Below are 15455 nucleotides of genomic sequence, written 5' to 3'. Positions count from 1 at the left end.
TCCGGTCAGGTATCCAGCAGGTGTTCGATGCGTTCCAGGTTCACCGCCAGCTGGCGGTTGCGATCCGGGTTGGCGTCGCACAACAGCACGAAAACAAAATCCAGCAGGGACTGCAAGGAAGCACGGTACAGCACCTGTGCCATGTGCGGCGCACGGTCCTCGGCGCATACCGCCAGCGCGGCATCGGCATGCGCGCGCAGCGGGTTGGCGGTGTGGCGGGTAATGGAGACCACCTTGCCGCCGAGGTCCTGGAACTGCCGCGACAGCATCGACAGCTGTGGCAGCTTGCCGAACTCGGAGAACACCAGCATCACGTCACCGGGGCGTGCGGCAGACAGGTTGGCCAGCATCAGGATCGGGTCGGCATGGTGCACCACCAGCATGCCCAGCAGGGACAGCCGCATCGCGAACTCGCGCGCGTACAGGCCATCGTCGCCCAGCCCGTACACGAACAGCTTCGGCGCAGCATCGACCAAGGCGACGATCCGCTCCACGTCGGCCTGCGGATTGGCCGCGCGCGTTTCGTCCTCGGCGGCTGCCTTGCTGGCCTGCAGGGCCTGGGCAATGCGCAGGTAACCATCCCGCCCTTCGGCGACCGCAGGGGCTGAGGCCGGTGCGGCACCACTGCGCGCCACGTCCTGGCCGATGGAAAACTTCAGGTCCGGATAGCCTTTGAAACCCAGCTTCTGCGCGAACTTGACCACGCTGGACTGGCTGATACCCAGCGCGCTGGCCAACTGCTGGGACGAGTAATCGCGCAGCAGGTGGGCGTTTTCAAGGATGAAATCGGCGATGCGGCGCTCGATCGCCGACATCTGCCCGCGCTCGGCGCGGATCTTCAGCAGCGGCGGCATGCAGCAGCATCCAGCATGCGTGGTAGTGCCGAAGGCAGCGGCAGGAGCCGCTGCCAACGTCGCTTGCGGCGGCCCGCAGGGTGCCGGTCAGAACGACCGGCATAGCCATGCTCGGCGGACGCGCGGGCAGCCCTCAAGCGAGCATCTCCAGCCCACGCACCTCGGTGATGCCCAGCCCCGGCGCATCGCTGATGCTGATTTCCGATTCGTTGAACGTCACCCCGCCGCTGACCGGGTCGAACTGGCCCAGTGATGGCCCATCCAGGTCCACCTTGGTGATCACATCGCTCTTGGCAACGGCCAGATGCACGGCCGCGGCCACGCTGATGCTGGATTCGATCATGCAGCCGATCATGCACGGCACGCCATGGATGGCGGCGATGTCGGCGATGCGGATCGCATTGGACAGGCCGCCGGTCTTCATCAGTTTGATGTTGACGATATCCGCGGCGCGCTGCTGGATCAGGTCGATCACCTGGCTGGGATTGAACACGCTTTCATCGGCCATCACCGGCGTGTTGACCCGGTCGGTGACGTACTTCAGGCCGGCGATGTCGGCGGCCTTGACCGGCTGCTCCAGTAGCTCCAGCACCACCCCGGCCTCCTCCAGCGCACGCATCGCATGCACCGCCTGCTTGGCGGTCCAGCCCTGGTTGGCATCCAGCCGCAGCAGCGCGCGGCCTTCCACCGCCGCGTGGATGGCCTTGACCCGTTCGATGTCCAAGCCGATGTCCTTGCCGACCTTGATCTTCAGCGACTCGAATCCGCGGTCCAGCGCGGACAGCGAATCGGCCACCATCTTGTCGATGTAGTCCACGCTGATGGTGATGTCGGTGGTGATCACCGGATCGCCACCGCCCAGCATCTGGTACAGCGGTGCACCGTGCAGCTGCGCCCACAGGTCGTACAGGGCGATTTCCACCGCCGCCTTGGCGCTGCTGTTGCGCTCCATCGAGGACTGCACCAGCCCGCACAGGCGGTTGAGGTTGGCCACGTCCTGGCCGACCAGCCGCGGTTTGATGAAGTGGCGGATCGCTTCGATGATCGATCCGTGCGTATCGCCGGTGATCACCGCGGTCGCCGCCGCCTCGCCGTAGCCGGTGTGTCCGGTGTCGGTGCGGACCATCACCACCACGTCCTCGACGGTGTCCACGGTGCGCAGCGCGGTCTTGAACGGCGTCTTCAAGGGCACGCGCAGCATGCCCAGTTCGATATCGGTGATCTTCATCAAGGCGTCCGGGGCGTGCGCTGCGGGCGGACCCGCTGGATGTTGGTGATGCGGTCGATGTAGCGCAGGTCATCGCTGGCCATCATCGGTTCCAGGGGAGTGACCGACACGCCGTTCAGGTGCGCCTGGATGCGGGTGCCATCCTCGCCTTTCCAGCTGCCTCCGGCGGTGTCATGGATCACCCAGGTGCGGCCGTCTACATGGCCGATGGCCATCATCACGTGGCCCGGGATGTACACCAGGTCGCCCACCTGCAACTCAGCCACGGCGCGGTCGCGGCGGGCGGCGGTGTCCTTGTCGGTGAAGGCGATGCGGTCCAGCGCCGGGCTGATGCCCTGCGCGCTGGTATTGCGCGGCAGCAGCACCCCGGCACTGCGGTAGATCTCCGAAACGAAGCCGCTGCAGTCGCGGGCGTCGTAGTCGTGGCCCCAACCGTAGCGCTCGCCAAGGAACTTGTAGGCCTGGGTCAGCAGGGTGCGCGGGGTCAGCGGCAGGTAATCGGCACTGCTCTCCTGCGAACGCGGCAACAGTGCGGGCACCAGCTTCAGCGCACCATCGGCTTCGCGCACGGGCAGCTGCACCACCCAGCTGGCATGCGCCTGTTGGCCGTTGACCGCCTGTGCCGGCGACCACTGCGCCAGCACCGGCAGGCGCACGCCCATATCCAGTTGCAGGCGCGAAACGCGGGGCTCTTCGGGCGTGAAGGCGGTATGTGCCACTGCGCCGGTGATCACCCGGTACGGCCCCGTCGCGCCGTAACCCAGTACCGTCTGCTTGGAACCGGTGGCCACGTACTGCGCTTCGATCCACGCGCTGTAGCGCTCGCTGTGCACGAACAGCCACGCCCCGTCGGCGCTGCGGTGGACCACCGCGACCTTGTCGCCGGGGAACAGCGCCGATTCCTGGAAGCGGTCGATGTCGGCGTTTTCGGGGCTGCTGAAGACACGCTGCCGGGTCGGGAAGGTGCGCAGCGCGGCGCGATGCACCACCAGCCCGTACTGCGGCGTGGCGGCGGCGGGCAGTGCGTCCAATGCCAGGTTGGCTTCGATACCGGCGCGCTGGCCGGCGGGGATCGCGGTGCCGTGGGCGTCGTACAGCGTGCGCGTCGGCCAGTGCGACAGCGCGGTGATCGATTCGCGCAGCGCAGCGGCGGGCAGCGATGCGGGCAATGCCGCGATGTCCTGGATGTGCGGGTCTTCGGCGCGCATGCGCGCGTTCTGCGCGGCGATCTGCGCGCGGTCCAGGATCAGCGCATCGGCATCAGACAGCCGCGCGGCCCAGTACTGCGGCGTCAGGTAGGCCTCGTGCAGGCCGATGACATAGGGCAGGGCGGGGCCGGGATCCGGCGTGGCGGCCGGCGCGCGCGTGAGCGCCGACGCCGCGCTGCTTCCGAAGGCCAGGCACAGGGCCAGCATCAGAGCAGTGCGTGTGGGGCGGGAAGCCAGGATCATGCGGCGATTACCCTCATTGAAAGCTGATGGAATAGTTATTCCTTTCGCAGTGGAACGCAAGAATATATTATTGACCGGCTATCCCCTGCGTGTTACACAGCTGTTACCACCTGCGCTGGGGAAGTGTCGCTGTGGATACCGTCGTTCGCAAACTGTTGCTGCCTGCTGCTGCCTGCCTGTGCGCGGCGGTGGCGTGGGCGCAGCCGGCAGCGGATGCGAGCACGCCGATACCCGGTTCGGTGTCCGATGACGCGGTGATTGCAATGATCGACCAGGGGCGATTCGCCGAAGCGGGCACCCATCTGGATGCTTGGCTCGCAGGCGATCCGGGCGCGGCACGCCAAGCAGCATCCGCCTTCCAGAAGGAGCGCATGCGGCGCATCCGCCTGGACTTCAGCCTTGATGAAACCGCGGCCAAGGAAAAACTGCGCCACTGGATCCCCGACCTGCGCGATGACGAGTTCGCGCGCTGGGACGCGCAGGGACTGTTGGAGCATCTGGATATCGATGGCGAGCGGCGGTACTTCAACCGTGCGCCGTCCAACCTGTTCCGGCTCAGCAGCGAAGCCCGCGCACGCCGCCGTGCCGATGCCCCGATGCCGGCCGATGGCCCGTACGAAACGCTGACGCCGTACCACGCGCAGGTAGTGGCCGCCGGCGAACGCAGTGGCAAGGATTCGGTGCTGCCACAACGCGTTGAGGTCACCCAGTCACTTGTGGTGAAGGCTGATGCGGTGCCGGCCGGCGAAACCGTGCGTGCCTGGATCCCCTACCCGCGCGAGATTCCCGGCCAGCAGGAGCAGCTGCAGTGGATCGGCAGTTCACCGTCCGGCGCGCAGCTGGCCCCGGCCAGCACGCTGCAGCGCACGGCCTATCTGGAAGCGCCGGCCGTGGCCGGGCAGCCGACCCGTTTCCAGATCCGCTATGCCCTGACCATCAGCGCCCGCCATACCGCGATTGATCCCGCCGCAGTGCAGCCCACGCCCGACGAGCGAGCGCTGGCACCGTACCTGGCCGAGCAGCCACCGCATGTGCGCTTCAGCCCGGCACTGCGCGCGTTTTCCGAACGGGTGCTGCAGGGCGAGACGCGGCCGTATGAAGTGGTGCGGCGGCTGTTCAACGCGGTCGACCAGATCCCCTGGGCCGGCGCGCGCGAATATTCAACGATCAGCAACATCAGCGAGTACGCGCTGCAGGCCGGCCACGCCGACTGCGGCCAGCAGACCCTGCTGCTGATCACGCTGCTGCGCATGAACGGCATTCCCGCCCGCTGGCAGTCCGGCCGCGTGTTCTCTGACAACGCGACCGGCTACAGCAACCTGCATGACTGGGGCGCGGTGTATCTGGCGCCCTACGGCTGGCTGCCGATGGACGTCACCACCGGCGCGCTGGACAGTGATCAGCCGGCACTGCGCGACTTCTATCTCGGCGGCATCGACGGCTACCGGATCGCCTTCAACGATGATTTCGGCCAGGCCTTCGTGCCGGCCAAACAGCACTTCCGCTCGGAAACGGTGGACTCGCAGCGCGGCGAGGCCGAGTGGGCAGGCGGCAACCTGTATTTCGACCAGTGGGACGACCGGTTCCAGTGGACGGTACGGCCTGCAGGCGGCAAACCCAGCGCGACACCCTAGTCAACCACACCGTTCAATTTCTGCAGGAGAGAGCAGGGGATGAAGGCAATCAGCATCAAGCAGGCGGCGTTGACCGTCGCCCTGGGCGCGTGCCTGGGCATGATCGTGCCCAGCGTCGCAACGGCACAGAACGTTTCCGGCGCGGTTGCCGGCCGGGCCACCGCCGGTGACCTGGTCACCGTGGTCAACCGCGGTACCGGGCTGACCCGCTCGGCCACTGCCGGCAGCGATGGCAGCTATCGGCTCGGCCAGCTGCCGGTCGGTGACTACACCCTGCAGCTGAGCCGTGACGGTGCCGCTCTCGGCGAGCCGGTCAGCGTCAGCGTGGCCGTCGGTGGCACCACCACGGTGAACCTGGCCAGCGGCGGCGGGGTGGTCAACCTGGATGCGCTGCAGGTGGTCGGTTCGCGGGTGATCAACCGGGTGGACGTGTATTCCACCGAGACCTCCTTCAACGTCAACCGCCAGGAAATCTCGCGGCTGCCGGTGGCGCAGGACCTGTCCGCGGTGGCCCTGCTGGCACCGGGCGTGGTGGGCGGCAATTCCTCGTTCGGCGGGCTGTCCTTCGCCGGCTCCTCCGTGGCCGAGAACGCGGTGTACATCAACGGCCTCAACGTCACCGACATGTACACCCGGCGTGGCTTCTCCAGCGCGCCGTTCGGCTTCTTCCAGGAATTCCAGGTCAAGACCGGTGGTTATTCAGTGGAGTTCGGCCGCTCCACCGGCGGTGTGATCAACGCCGTCACCCGCTCGGGCAGCAACGAGTTCGAAGGCGGTGCGGAAGTCACCTTCGAACCGAATGCCTGGCGCTCGGCCGCCCGCGATCATTTCCACCGCGATGGCTCGCCGCACTCCTACGCCAGCACCGACGCCACCTCGTTCACCAAGACCAACGTCTGGGGTTCCGGTGCGCTGGTGAAGGACAAGCTGTTCCTTTTCGCGATGTATGAAAAGCGCGATACAGACGGCAACAACACCTCTTCAGATGGCCGCACCTGGTTCGACAACACCGGCGACGACGATTTCTGGGGAGCAAAGCTGGACTGGAACATCACCGACAACCACACCCTGGAACTGCTGGCATTCTCCGACGAAACCGAAACCACCCAGGCCTCGTCCGGTTACAACTGGGACACGCAGACCCTGGGCCAGTGGGGCGGTGACACGCTGACCGATGGCGGCGGCAAGAACTGGTCGGCGACCTATACCGGACGCTTCGGCGAAAGCTTCACCGCCAAGGCGATGGTCGGCCAGAACAACCAGCGTGCGTTCTCCAACTCCACGCTGGACCTGTATTGCGATGCCGTGTTCACCGATGCCACCTACGCGCCGTACCTGGGCCAGTTGAACGGCCTGCGCGCCGGCTGCCATCCCACCGGCACCGCCATCGCCGAACGCGACGACACCCGCGATGCCGCGCGCCTGGACTTCGAATGGGCGCTCGGAAGGCACCTGCTGCGCTTCGGCGTGGATCGCGAACTGATGACCACCGAACAGTCCACGCGCTATCCGGGGCCGAGCCAGATGACCTACACCGCGTACGCGGCACGGCCCGGCGATGAAGTCTGGGACGGGGCCAACGCCTACGTACCGGCGGGGGTCAACCAGATGCTGCGCGCGCGCAACCGCGTGTCCGGCGGCACCTTCGAAACCGAAGCAAACGCCTTCTACCTGGAAGACATCTGGAACGTCACCTCCACCCTGATGTTGAACCTGGGCGTGCGCTGGGACCGCTTCGAGAACCGCACCGCCGATGGCGATGCCTTCATCAAGATGGACGACCTGATCGCCCCGCGCGTGGGCTTTGCCTGGGACATCAAGGGCGACGGCAGCACCAAGCTGTTCGGCAATGCGGGCCGCTACTACCTGCCGGTGACCAACAACATCAACGTCAACTTCGCCGGTGGGCTCACCGACGAATACAGCTACTACGTACTCAACGGCTGGCAGCAGCAGAGCAACCCGGTAACCGGTGCGCCGTACATGGCGCCGGTGATCGGCCAGCAGGTCGGTCCCACCGATACCCGCATGAACACCGGCGCGGCCGATCTGCGGCAGAGCGTGGACAAGGACCTGAAGGCGGTCTACCAGGACGAGTACATCCTCGGCTTCCAGACCATGATCAACCAGGCCTGGTCGTGGGGCGTCAACGGCACCTACCGCCGGATGACCCGCGCGCTGGACGACATGCGCCTGAACCATACGCCGTGCGGCCCGACCGGCAGCACGCTGTGGCCGATCGCCAATCCCGGCGAAAGCCTGACCATCTGGGGCGATTCCAGCATCGGCTGCGCCGAGGAAGGCTGGATCACCATCGACACCGCCAACAGCGGCTACCGCAAGGGCGGCAGCGGCGAAGTGGTGGGCTACTCCAAGCCCAAGCGCACCTACAAGGCGCTGGAGTTCCAGCTGGACCGCGCGTGGGACGAGAAGTGGATGTTCAACGCGTCCTATCTGTGGTCCAAGAGCGAGGGCAATTTCGAAGGCCCGGTGAACTCGGACACCAACTACGGCGACACCGGCATGGTCCAGCACTGGGACCATCCTTCCAACAACGAGCGCTACGGCGCGCTGTTCAACGATTTCCGCCACCAGTTCAAGTTCCGCGCGGCCTATGCGTTGAACGAGCAGTGGTCGTTCGGCAGCACGCTGCAGGTGCAGTCTGGTGGCCCGGTCACCGCCTTCGGCGTGATGTGGCCGGGCGACACCGTGGCCGGCGGCAGCACCTCCAGCGAGGGCAGCGGTGGCGGCACCGGCTGGCTGTGCGTGGCCAACTGCACCGGCACCTACGACCAGCGCGTGTTCGAGCCCACCGCCCGCGGTGCGTTCGGCAACCTGCCGTGGACGTGGACCATGGGCGCCAACGTCACCTGGCGCCTGCCGGTGGACGGCATCGACCTGAGCGCACGACTGTCGGTCTACAACCTGTTCAACAACCAGACCGTGATCAACGTGCACCAGCGCTACGAAAGCCAACCGGGTGTCTATCGCGAAGCCACGTTCAAAACCGGCACCCGCTGGCAGGCACCGCGCTACGCACAACTGGTGGTGGCCTGGAACTTCTGACCCGGTAGTGACGGCCGCCGAACCTGGTAGTGACGGCCGCTGGCCGTCAGCTATCGCTCCTGGTGGGTGACGACCGTTGGTCGTCACGCGGTTGCTGTTCCTGCTGCGCTTGCCGAGCATGGCTATGCCGGTCGTCCTGACCGGCACCCTGCGGGCCGCCGCAAGCGACGTTGGCAGCGGCTCCTGCCGCTGCCTTCGGCGCTACCTCCCCTCGTTCAAAGGTTGATCGCCATGTACGCGCCCCTGCTGCTGTTCGCCCTGGCCGCGTCCCCGTTCGATGCCATGCTCGAACGCACGGTGCAGCGCGAGCAGTTGCCCGGCATCGCGATGGGCGTGGTGGAAGACGGCAAGGTGGTTTACCGTCGCGCCGAAGGCCGCCGCGGCGACACCCCGGACGCGCGCATCGATGACGAAACCCTGTTCAAGATCGCCTCCAACAGCAAGGCAATGACCGCCGCCCTGCTCGCCCGCCTGGTGGAACAGGGCAAGCTGCGCTGGGATGACCCGGTCCGCCGCCACCTGCCTTCGTTCACCATGTTCGATCCCTGGGTGGGCGAACAGATGCAGGTACGCGACCTGCTGATCCACAACAGCGGACTCGGGCTGGGGGCCGGCGACCTGATGCTGTGGCCTGAGCCAAACCACTTCACCCGCGCCGACATCATTGCCGGGCTGGCGCACCTCAAGCCGGTCACCAGCTTCCGCAGCGGCTATGCCTACGACAACCTGATGTACGTGGTGGCCGGCGAAGTGGCGGCGGCGGCAGGCGGAAAGCCATACGACCAGCTGATGCGCGAAGAGGTGTTCGTCCCGCTCGGGTTGTCGCGCTGCCAGGTAGGCGAATGGTCCACCGTAGCGGTCGGCAACATCGCCCAGCCCCACGTGCGCCGGGAGGGGCGCAACGTGGTGGTCGCCGCGGACGGCGATACCAGCCCGGATTCACCCTCGATGGCAGCCGGCGGCATCCGCTGTTCCTTGAACGACATGCTGCGCTGGATGCAGGTGCTGCTGGATCCGTCGCGTGCGCCGGGCTGGCTGGACACCGAGCAGCGCCGCCAACTGTGGACGCTGCAGATGGCGATGCCCCTGGGCGAGCGCCAACGACGCTGGGACAACGCGCACTTCGCCGGCTACGGCTACGGCTGGCGCCTGTCCGACCTGGACGGGCAATGGAAGGTGGCCCATACCGGCACGCTGTCCGGCATGTACTCCTCGCTGGCGCTGCTGCCGGAGCGCAAGGTCGGTGTGGTACTGCTGATCAACGGGGAAGGCGAAGACGCACGCACCGCGCTGATGCAGGCTGCGTTGAAATACTACACCGCCCCCGGCGGCACGCAGGGTGTCGATGGCTGGCTGGACGACCTCGCGCAGGCAGGCGCGCCATCACCGAAAGAGGCCGGCCCGCTGCCGGATACCCGCACCACAGCACCCGCGTCGGCAACCGCACTGGTGGCCCTGCAGGGCCGCTACCACGACCCGTGGCTGGGCGAGGCCTCGCTTTGTCCGGTGCGGGGCCGGCTGCGTTTCAGCGTGGACAAATCGCCGCGCCTGCAGGCCGACGTGCTGCAGGCAGGGGCGCGCTGGGTGCTGCGCTGGGATACGCTGGAACCAGCCGCCCAGGCGTGGCTGCAGCCTACTGCTGCAGCCGTACCTACGCTGGACCTGCGCGCCATCGACCCGGATATCGACTTCAGCTATGACTACCAGGACCTGCACTTCACTCGTACTGGCGATTGCCCTGGCAACGAGCGCGCGCGCCGCTGAAGCGCCCACCGTTTCGCCCGCGCGCAGCGCTGCCGAAGCCGGGCTGGTGGAGATCCGCACGCTGTCGCCCGGCATCGCGCTGGATGTCCGCTACGCCACTGCCAACAACTTCACCGGCCGCCCGGTGACCGGCTACGCGGCACCTGCCTGCTACCTGCTGCCGGCGGCAGCCGACGCGCTGGCCAGGGTGGAACGCACGCTGCGCAGCCAGGGCCATGCGTTGCAGGTGCATGACTGCTACCGCCCGGTGCGTTCGGTGCAGGCCTTCGTGGCATGGGCACGGGATCCACACGAAACCTCGCGCAAGGCCACGCAGTACCCGGACGTGGACAAGTCCCGCCTGTTCGCCGAAGGCTACATCGCCGAGCGCTCCGGCCACAGTCGCGCGGCCACCGTGGACGTGGGCCTGATGCAGTGCGAGGCCGGTCGCTGCACGCCGCTGGACATGGGCACCGACTTCGACTTCTTCGGCACGCGTGCGCATACCGCTGCCGATGGGCTCACCCCGTCGCAGCAGGCCAACCGGCAGCGCCTGTTGCAGGCGATGGCCGCCGCAGGCTTCGTCAACTATCCGCAGGAATGGTGGCATTACACCTTCCAGCCCGAGCCGGATCCGCACACCGCCTACGACGTGCCGGTGCTCTAGGTGGAAGGGGTCAGAGTCCTTTTGCCACGGCAAAAGGACTCTGACCCCTCTCCCCGGCCATTACACTGTGGCCATGAACCTTCCTCTCCACTTCGGTCTGCTGGGCACCCTGGAAGCCGCTGGCATCGCCCTTCTGGTCGGCCTGCTGGTGTATTTCCTGTTCCATCATCTCGCCCGCGCGCTGCGCTGGCCGCACGGCCACGCACTGGGCTGGGCCAGCGGGATCGCGGTGGTCATCTCCGCGGGCATCGACATGTGGAAGCTGTTCTACATGGGCATCGTGCGGATGGAATCGCCGTTCTACGCGCGTCTCTATCTTTCCACCATCCACGATCCCAACGAACTGGGCAGCCGGGTGGTGCTGGAGATCATCGGCGCGTTGTCCGGTGTCGCGCTTGGATGGCTTTTGTTCAGTTCGCGGTCAGCGGCGGAGCAGGGCAGCGCGGACTGATTTTCGTTTGCGGAGGGTTAAAATCCGGCCCGCTGAATGCGCGCCTTACTTCCTGCTCACCGGCTTCTAACCAAGCCGGTAGCCGATGGCCGCCGTGTAGTGGTTAATGCCGCGTGTGAGGGCCGCTTGCGCCCCAATTTGTGTTCATCGGCACGCTGCCAACGTAGGCCCCGTACGGAATACATGGCCGTGCAACATCACATCCAAGGAGACCACCCAATGACTCTTCGTAACCGCAAGCCGCTGATCGCCCTCCTCGTTGCCGCTGGCAGTGTGTTCACCCTTCCGGCCATGGCGCAGAGCGCCGCACAGGATCAGGCGGCAACTGCGCAGGCGCAGGCCGTGCAGGCACAGCAGGCGGCAGCTGCGGCCGGCAACCAGGCAGCCGAAGCCGGTAACGCCGCAGACCAGGCCACGCATGCTGCTGGCCAGGCCGCAGCGCAGGCCAACGGCGGCGGCGGCCAGACCTGGGCCAGCATCGATACCGACGGCAACGGCACCATCAGCAAGACCGAGGCACAGGTGAATGCCGGCCTGGCGCAGGTGTTCGACCAGGCCGATAGCAACAAGGACGGCGAGCTGTCCGCCGATGAGTACAAGGCCTTCGTGCAGGCCCAGCAGGGCGCCGCCGGCGCACAGGGCAACTAAGTCCCGAGATGGTGGCCCGGTAGCGCCAAGCCATGCTCGGCGAGCGCACCGCGCGGCACCATCAGAAGTCGCCGCGCATGGCTCGGCGCTACCGTAGGTGCCGACCTCGGTCGGCACGACCCATCAGGGCGGCCCACGCAGGCCAGTGCGTGGGCCGCCCTGTTATTCTTCACGCATGAAAACATCCACGTCCGGGCGCGGCAGCGCCATCGGCCTGGTCGGTTTTGACGGTGACGATACGCTGTGGAAGAGCGAGGATTACTACCGCAAGGCCGAACAGGATTACCTCGACCTGCTCTCGCACTACATCGATGTGCACGACACCCGCACTGCGCGGCATCTTCTGGACGTGCAGCGGCGCAACCTTGCGCTATTCGGGTACGGCGTCAAGGCAATGACCCTGTCGATGATCGAAGCGGCCATCGAGATCACCGACAGCCGGGTCAGCGCGAAGCACATCCAGCGCATGCTGGACATCGGCCACGACACCCTGCGCCACCCGGTGGAGCTGATCGACGGTGTGCGCGAATCGGTCGCGAAGATCGCCGAGGATCATCCGGTGGTACTCATCACCAAGGGAGACCTGTTCCATCAGGAGGCCAAGATCAAGGTCGCCCAGCTGCACGACCTGTTCCCGCGCATCGAGATCGTGTCGGAGAAGGATCCGGAAACCTATGCCCGCGTGCTGGCCGAGTTCGATCTGCCGATCAACCAGTTCGTGATGGTGGGCAACTCGCTGCGCTCGGACATCGAACCGGTGGTGACGTTGGGCGGTTGGGGCGTGCATACCCCGTATGCCGTTACCTGGGCCCACGAAACCGAACATGGCGTGGCCGATGACGAGCCGCGCATGGTCACCGCCGATACCGCGTGGGACTGGCCGGCCGCGCTGCAGGCCATCGAAGCCAAGGCGGCGTCCGCGCGCGGTGCGTGACCTGACACGACGGCCCCGCTGCGTCACAATCGCGGCATGAACCGCCCGCTGACAACGCTGCTGTTGCTGTCCCTGCTGCTGGTGCCTGCGATCGCGCCGGCCCAGCAGACGGCGGAGAAATCGGCCACCTACGCGGTGGATACCGGTGATGCGTGGATCGATACCTGGCTGGCGGACATCAACCACTACGCGGAGCGCTATCCGGACAGCTTCCTGGACGAGGTGGCGCGCTACAGCGGCGTGGATCGCGGCTATATCGCCGCGCTGGTCAACAACCACGGCTGGCATGCCGCGGACGTGTACTTCGCCTGTTTCTGGGCAAAGGCCATCAAGGTCAGCTGCCGCGAGGTGGTGAGGGCGTTCAGCGCGCACCGTGACGGGGGTTGGCAAGCGGCCGTGGAGGCCTTGCCGGTGCCGCCGGACAACCTGCACAAGCGCGCGCTGCGCCACGCCATCGTGGCCAGTTACCGGCATTGGGATCGGCCGATCACGTTGGATGCCACGCTGCGCCGCCAGCTGGGCACGGAGCGGTAACGCCGAAGGCGGCGGCAGGAGCCGCTGCCTCAGCCGCTACCAAAGCGGGCAGGGCCCGGCGACAATGCCAGCCAACGCATTTTCCGTGTTCCTTGCTGGGTATCCCATGAGCGCTGCTGAATTCGTTTCGCCCGATGCCATCCGTCGCCTGTTCGCCCAGGCCATGTCCCGCATGTACCGCAGCGAAGTGCCGCTGTACGGCGACCTGGTCGACCTGGTCGCGCAGATCAACGCGCAGGTGCTGGCCGAAGACACCGCCCTTGCCGAGCAACTGCAGCGCAACGACGGCCGCGGCCGGCTGGATGAAGAGCGCCACGGCGCGATCCGTGTCGGCACCGCTGAAGAACTGTCGACCCTGCGCCGCCTGTTCGCGGTGATGGGAATGTACCCGGTCGCCTACTACGACCTCAGCGTGGCCGGTGTGCCGGTGCATTCCACCGCGTTCCGCCCGATCGACGCCGTGGCGCTGGCCGCCAATCCGTTCCGCGTGTTCACCTCGCTGCTGCGGCTGGAGCTGATCGAAGATGAGTCACTGCGTGCCCAGGCGGCAGACATCCTGTCCAAGCGCCGCATCTTCACCGACGCCGCGCTGGCGCTGGTCGAACAGGCCGAGCGCGATGGGGGACTGCACGCCGCAGACGCCGAGCGCTTCGTCAACGAAGCGCTGGAAACCTTCCGCTGGCACAGCGATGCCACGGTGGCGCTGGACACTTACCACGCGCTGGGCAATGCGCACCGGCTGATCGCCGACGTGGTCAGCTTCCGTGGCCCGCACATCAACCATCTCACCCCGCGCACGCTGGACATCGATGCGGCGCAGGCGGCGATGATCGAACGCGGCATGGCCGCAAAGGCGGTCATCGAAGGCCCGCCGCGCCGCGCCTGCCCGATCCTGCTGCGGCAGACCAGCTTCAAGGCGTTGGAAGAGGCCGTGCATTTCCCCAAGGACGGCGGCGGCGATGCCGGTACCCACACCGCGCGCTTCGGCGAGATCGAGCAGCGCGGCCTGGCGCTGACCCCGAAAGGCCGCGCGCTGTACGACCAGTTGCTGGCACAGGCGCGCGAAACCGAAGGCGCCGGCAGCACCAGCGGCGATTACGGCCAGCGGCTGCAGGCAGCCTTCGCCGGCTTCCCGGACGACGATGCCACGCTGCGCAGCGAAGGGCTTGGCTACTACCGTTACCAGCTGACCGACGCCGGCCGTGCAGCGCAGCCGCGCGTGGCCGAACTGCCGGCCGAAGTGCTGATCGCCGAAGGCCTGGCCACCGCCGATCCGATCATCTACGAAGACTTCCTGCCGGTCAGCGCGGCGGGCATCTTCCAGTCCAACCTGGGCGGCGGCGAACAGCGCGCGTATGCGGCGCACGCCAACCGCGATGCATTTGAAGCCGCACTGGGTGCGCGGGTGCACGACGAGTTCGCGTTGTACGAACAACTGCAGCAGGACTCACTGGTCGCGCTGCGGAGCTGAGCCTGGCGCTGGGTCGCCCGCTGCGGCGGGCGGGGCGGGTGCAGCAAGCAGCGCCAGCCGGACCTCGGTGCACAGCGCGCTGTCATCATCCAGTGCATAGGCCAGATGGGTCGGCCGCAGTGGAGTGTCGCCGACACGTGCGCGCAGGTTCGGGTCTGAGGTACAGGCAGCCAACGCGGCCCACTGCCAGTTCAGCCAACCAATCAGTGCCCGACGTACCTGGTCTGCATTCACGGCTGTGCGTAGCGCTGATTCGCAGGCGATGGACCGCTGCAGGAAACCATAGGTTCCCGGCAGGACGACCTTGCAGGCGCGTACCGCTTCGTGCAGCCTGCTCAATGCGGTCTGATAGCTGGCGTAGCTGGGCGGCTCCGGGGGAGCCGCCAGCCTGTAAGTGTCGCAGGCATCTGCGCGCAGATTGACCGGGCCCGCGGGCGAGTCGATGCGACGGTCATCGGCCAGCGCCAGCGTCAGTCGCTGCAGCAGCAGGGCGCGATGCGTGGCGCACGGCTGCTGTGATGTGATCTGCAGACATCTATCGATGGTGGCAGGCGCACCTCGCTGCATGCAGCGCACGCGGAGTGAATCGAGGAGGCTGCTGCTCCCGGCCGGGCCGGTGCTCGCTGCGGAGGTGGGCGCATTGCGCGGCACCACCCGGGCAAACGCAGAGCGTCGGGGGGCATCGGTGACCGTCGCCGGCGGGGCGATCGGCAGCGCGGGGAGCGGCGAAGTGGAGGGCGGGATAGGCATAGGGGCATTACGCCCCCGGACCGG

13 protein-coding genes are annotated in these 15455 nt (G+C 66.9%); 9 read left to right on the top strand and 4 right to left on the bottom strand.

Going from position 1 to position 15455, the window contains the following annotated elements; genetic code table 11:
- Positions 1-5: 5 nt before the first annotated feature.
- From H9654_RS11125 to H9654_RS11115, 3 genes are all read right to left on the bottom strand, one after another.
- Complete coding sequence (locus H9654_RS11125; protein WP_191770888.1) at positions 6-854, bottom strand: MurR/RpiR family transcriptional regulator; 849 nt, start codon at positions 852-854, stop codon at positions 6-8.
- A 133-nt stretch (positions 855-987) separates the two neighbouring features.
- Complete coding sequence (locus H9654_RS11120; RefSeq protein WP_101098693.1) at positions 988-2082, bottom strand: dipeptide epimerase; 1095 nt, start codon at positions 2080-2082, stop codon at positions 988-990.
- Positions 2082-3533, bottom strand: a complete 1452-nt coding sequence (locus H9654_RS11115) for a C40 family peptidase (protein ID WP_191770887.1) — start codon at positions 3531-3533, stop codon at positions 2082-2084. The genes H9654_RS11120 and H9654_RS11115 overlap by 1 nt, the downstream gene beginning before the upstream one ends.
- A 131-nt stretch (positions 3534-3664) precedes the next feature.
- Between H9654_RS11115 and H9654_RS11110 the strand changes: the two genes are divergently transcribed.
- From H9654_RS11110 to hglS, 9 genes are all read left to right on the top strand, one after another.
- Positions 3665-5167, top strand: a complete 1503-nt coding sequence (locus tag H9654_RS11110; RefSeq protein WP_191770886.1) for a transglutaminase-like domain-containing protein — start codon at positions 3665-3667, stop codon at positions 5165-5167.
- A gap of 39 nt (positions 5168-5206) precedes the next feature.
- On the top strand, positions 5207-8233 hold the full coding sequence (locus tag H9654_RS11105) for a TonB-dependent receptor (protein WP_191770885.1): 3027 nt from the start codon (positions 5207-5209) through the stop codon (positions 8231-8233).
- A gap of 231 nt (positions 8234-8464) precedes the next feature.
- Positions 8465-9997: a serine hydrolase domain-containing protein gene (locus H9654_RS11100; protein ID WP_191770884.1), complete on the top strand. Its 1533-nt coding sequence runs from the start codon at positions 8465-8467 to the stop codon at positions 9995-9997.
- Entirely contained in the window at positions 9930-10643 is a 714-nt protein-coding gene (locus tag H9654_RS11095) for a M15 family metallopeptidase (RefSeq protein ID WP_191770883.1), read from the top strand. Before H9654_RS11100 ends, H9654_RS11095 begins: the two co-directional genes overlap by 68 nt.
- 73 nt (positions 10644-10716) lie before the next feature.
- The gene (locus H9654_RS11090; protein ID WP_191770882.1) at positions 10717-11094 is read left to right on the top strand and encodes a hypothetical protein; all 378 of its coding nucleotides are present in this window, start codon (positions 10717-10719) and stop codon (positions 11092-11094) included.
- A gap of 219 nt (positions 11095-11313) precedes the next feature.
- Complete coding sequence (locus tag H9654_RS11085) at positions 11314-11742, top strand: EF-hand domain-containing protein (protein WP_191770881.1); 429 nt, start codon at positions 11314-11316, stop codon at positions 11740-11742.
- A 175-nt stretch (positions 11743-11917) separates the two neighbouring features.
- Positions 11918-12676 (top strand): HAD family hydrolase, encoded by a 759-nt coding sequence (locus H9654_RS11080; protein ID WP_191770880.1) that lies wholly within the window; start codon positions 11918-11920, stop codon positions 12674-12676.
- Between the two features lie 36 nt (positions 12677-12712).
- Entirely contained in the window at positions 12713-13210 is a 498-nt protein-coding gene (locus H9654_RS11075) for a hypothetical protein (RefSeq protein ID WP_191770879.1), read from the top strand.
- Positions 13211-13316: 106 nt separating this feature from the next.
- The gene (hglS, locus tag H9654_RS11070) at positions 13317-14681 is read left to right on the top strand and encodes a 2-oxoadipate dioxygenase/decarboxylase HglS (RefSeq protein WP_191770878.1); all 1365 of its coding nucleotides are present in this window, start codon (positions 13317-13319) and stop codon (positions 14679-14681) included.
- Here hglS and H9654_RS11065 read toward each other — a convergent pair.
- Positions 14658-15431 carry a hypothetical protein gene (locus tag H9654_RS11065; protein WP_191770877.1) on the bottom strand — a complete coding sequence of 258 codons (774 nt, stop codon included), beginning with the start codon at positions 15429-15431 and terminating at the stop codon, positions 14658-14660. The genes hglS and H9654_RS11065 overlap by 24 nt on opposite strands.
- Positions 15432-15455: the final 24 nt, after the last annotated feature.

Origin of the sequence: Stenotrophomonas lacuserhaii (assembly GCF_014836545.1) — a bacterium.
Lineage (GTDB): Bacteria > Pseudomonadota > Gammaproteobacteria > Xanthomonadales > Xanthomonadaceae > Stenotrophomonas > Stenotrophomonas lacuserhaii.
The sequence above is the reverse complement of the archived record's forward strand: the minus strand, read 5'-3'. Positions and strand labels throughout refer to the sequence as shown.

Bases quoted from the DNA above. Each gene is read 5' to 3' on its own strand.
- H9654_RS11125 (WP_191770888.1), bottom strand. From the start codon at position 854: ATGCCGCCGCTGCTGAAGATCCGCGCCGAGCGCGGGCAGATGTCGGCG.
- H9654_RS11120 (WP_101098693.1), bottom strand. From the start codon at position 2,082: ATGAAGATCACCGATATCGAACTGGGCATGCTGCGCGTGCCCTTGAAG.
- H9654_RS11115 (WP_191770887.1), bottom strand. From the start codon at position 3,533: ATGATCCTGGCTTCCCGCCCCACACGCACTGCTCTGATGCTGGCCCTG.
- H9654_RS11105 (WP_191770885.1), top strand. From the start codon at position 5,207: ATGAAGGCAATCAGCATCAAGCAGGCGGCGTTGACCGTCGCCCTGGGC.
- H9654_RS11100 (WP_191770884.1), top strand. From the start codon at position 8,465: ATGTACGCGCCCCTGCTGCTGTTCGCCCTGGCCGCGTCCCCGTTCGAT.
- H9654_RS11095 (WP_191770883.1), top strand. From the start codon at position 9,930: ATGACTACCAGGACCTGCACTTCACTCGTACTGGCGATTGCCCTGGCA.
- H9654_RS11090 (WP_191770882.1), top strand. From the start codon at position 10,717: ATGAACCTTCCTCTCCACTTCGGTCTGCTGGGCACCCTGGAAGCCGCT.
- H9654_RS11085 (WP_191770881.1), top strand. From the start codon at position 11,314: ATGACTCTTCGTAACCGCAAGCCGCTGATCGCCCTCCTCGTTGCCGCT.
- H9654_RS11080 (WP_191770880.1), top strand. From the start codon at position 11,918: ATGAAAACATCCACGTCCGGGCGCGGCAGCGCCATCGGCCTGGTCGGT.
- H9654_RS11075 (WP_191770879.1), top strand. From the start codon at position 12,713: ATGAACCGCCCGCTGACAACGCTGCTGTTGCTGTCCCTGCTGCTGGTG.
- hglS (WP_191770878.1), top strand. From the start codon at position 13,317: ATGAGCGCTGCTGAATTCGTTTCGCCCGATGCCATCCGTCGCCTGTTC.
- H9654_RS11065 (WP_191770877.1), bottom strand. From the start codon at position 15,431: ATGCCTATCCCGCCCTCCACTTCGCCGCTCCCCGCGCTGCCGATCGCC.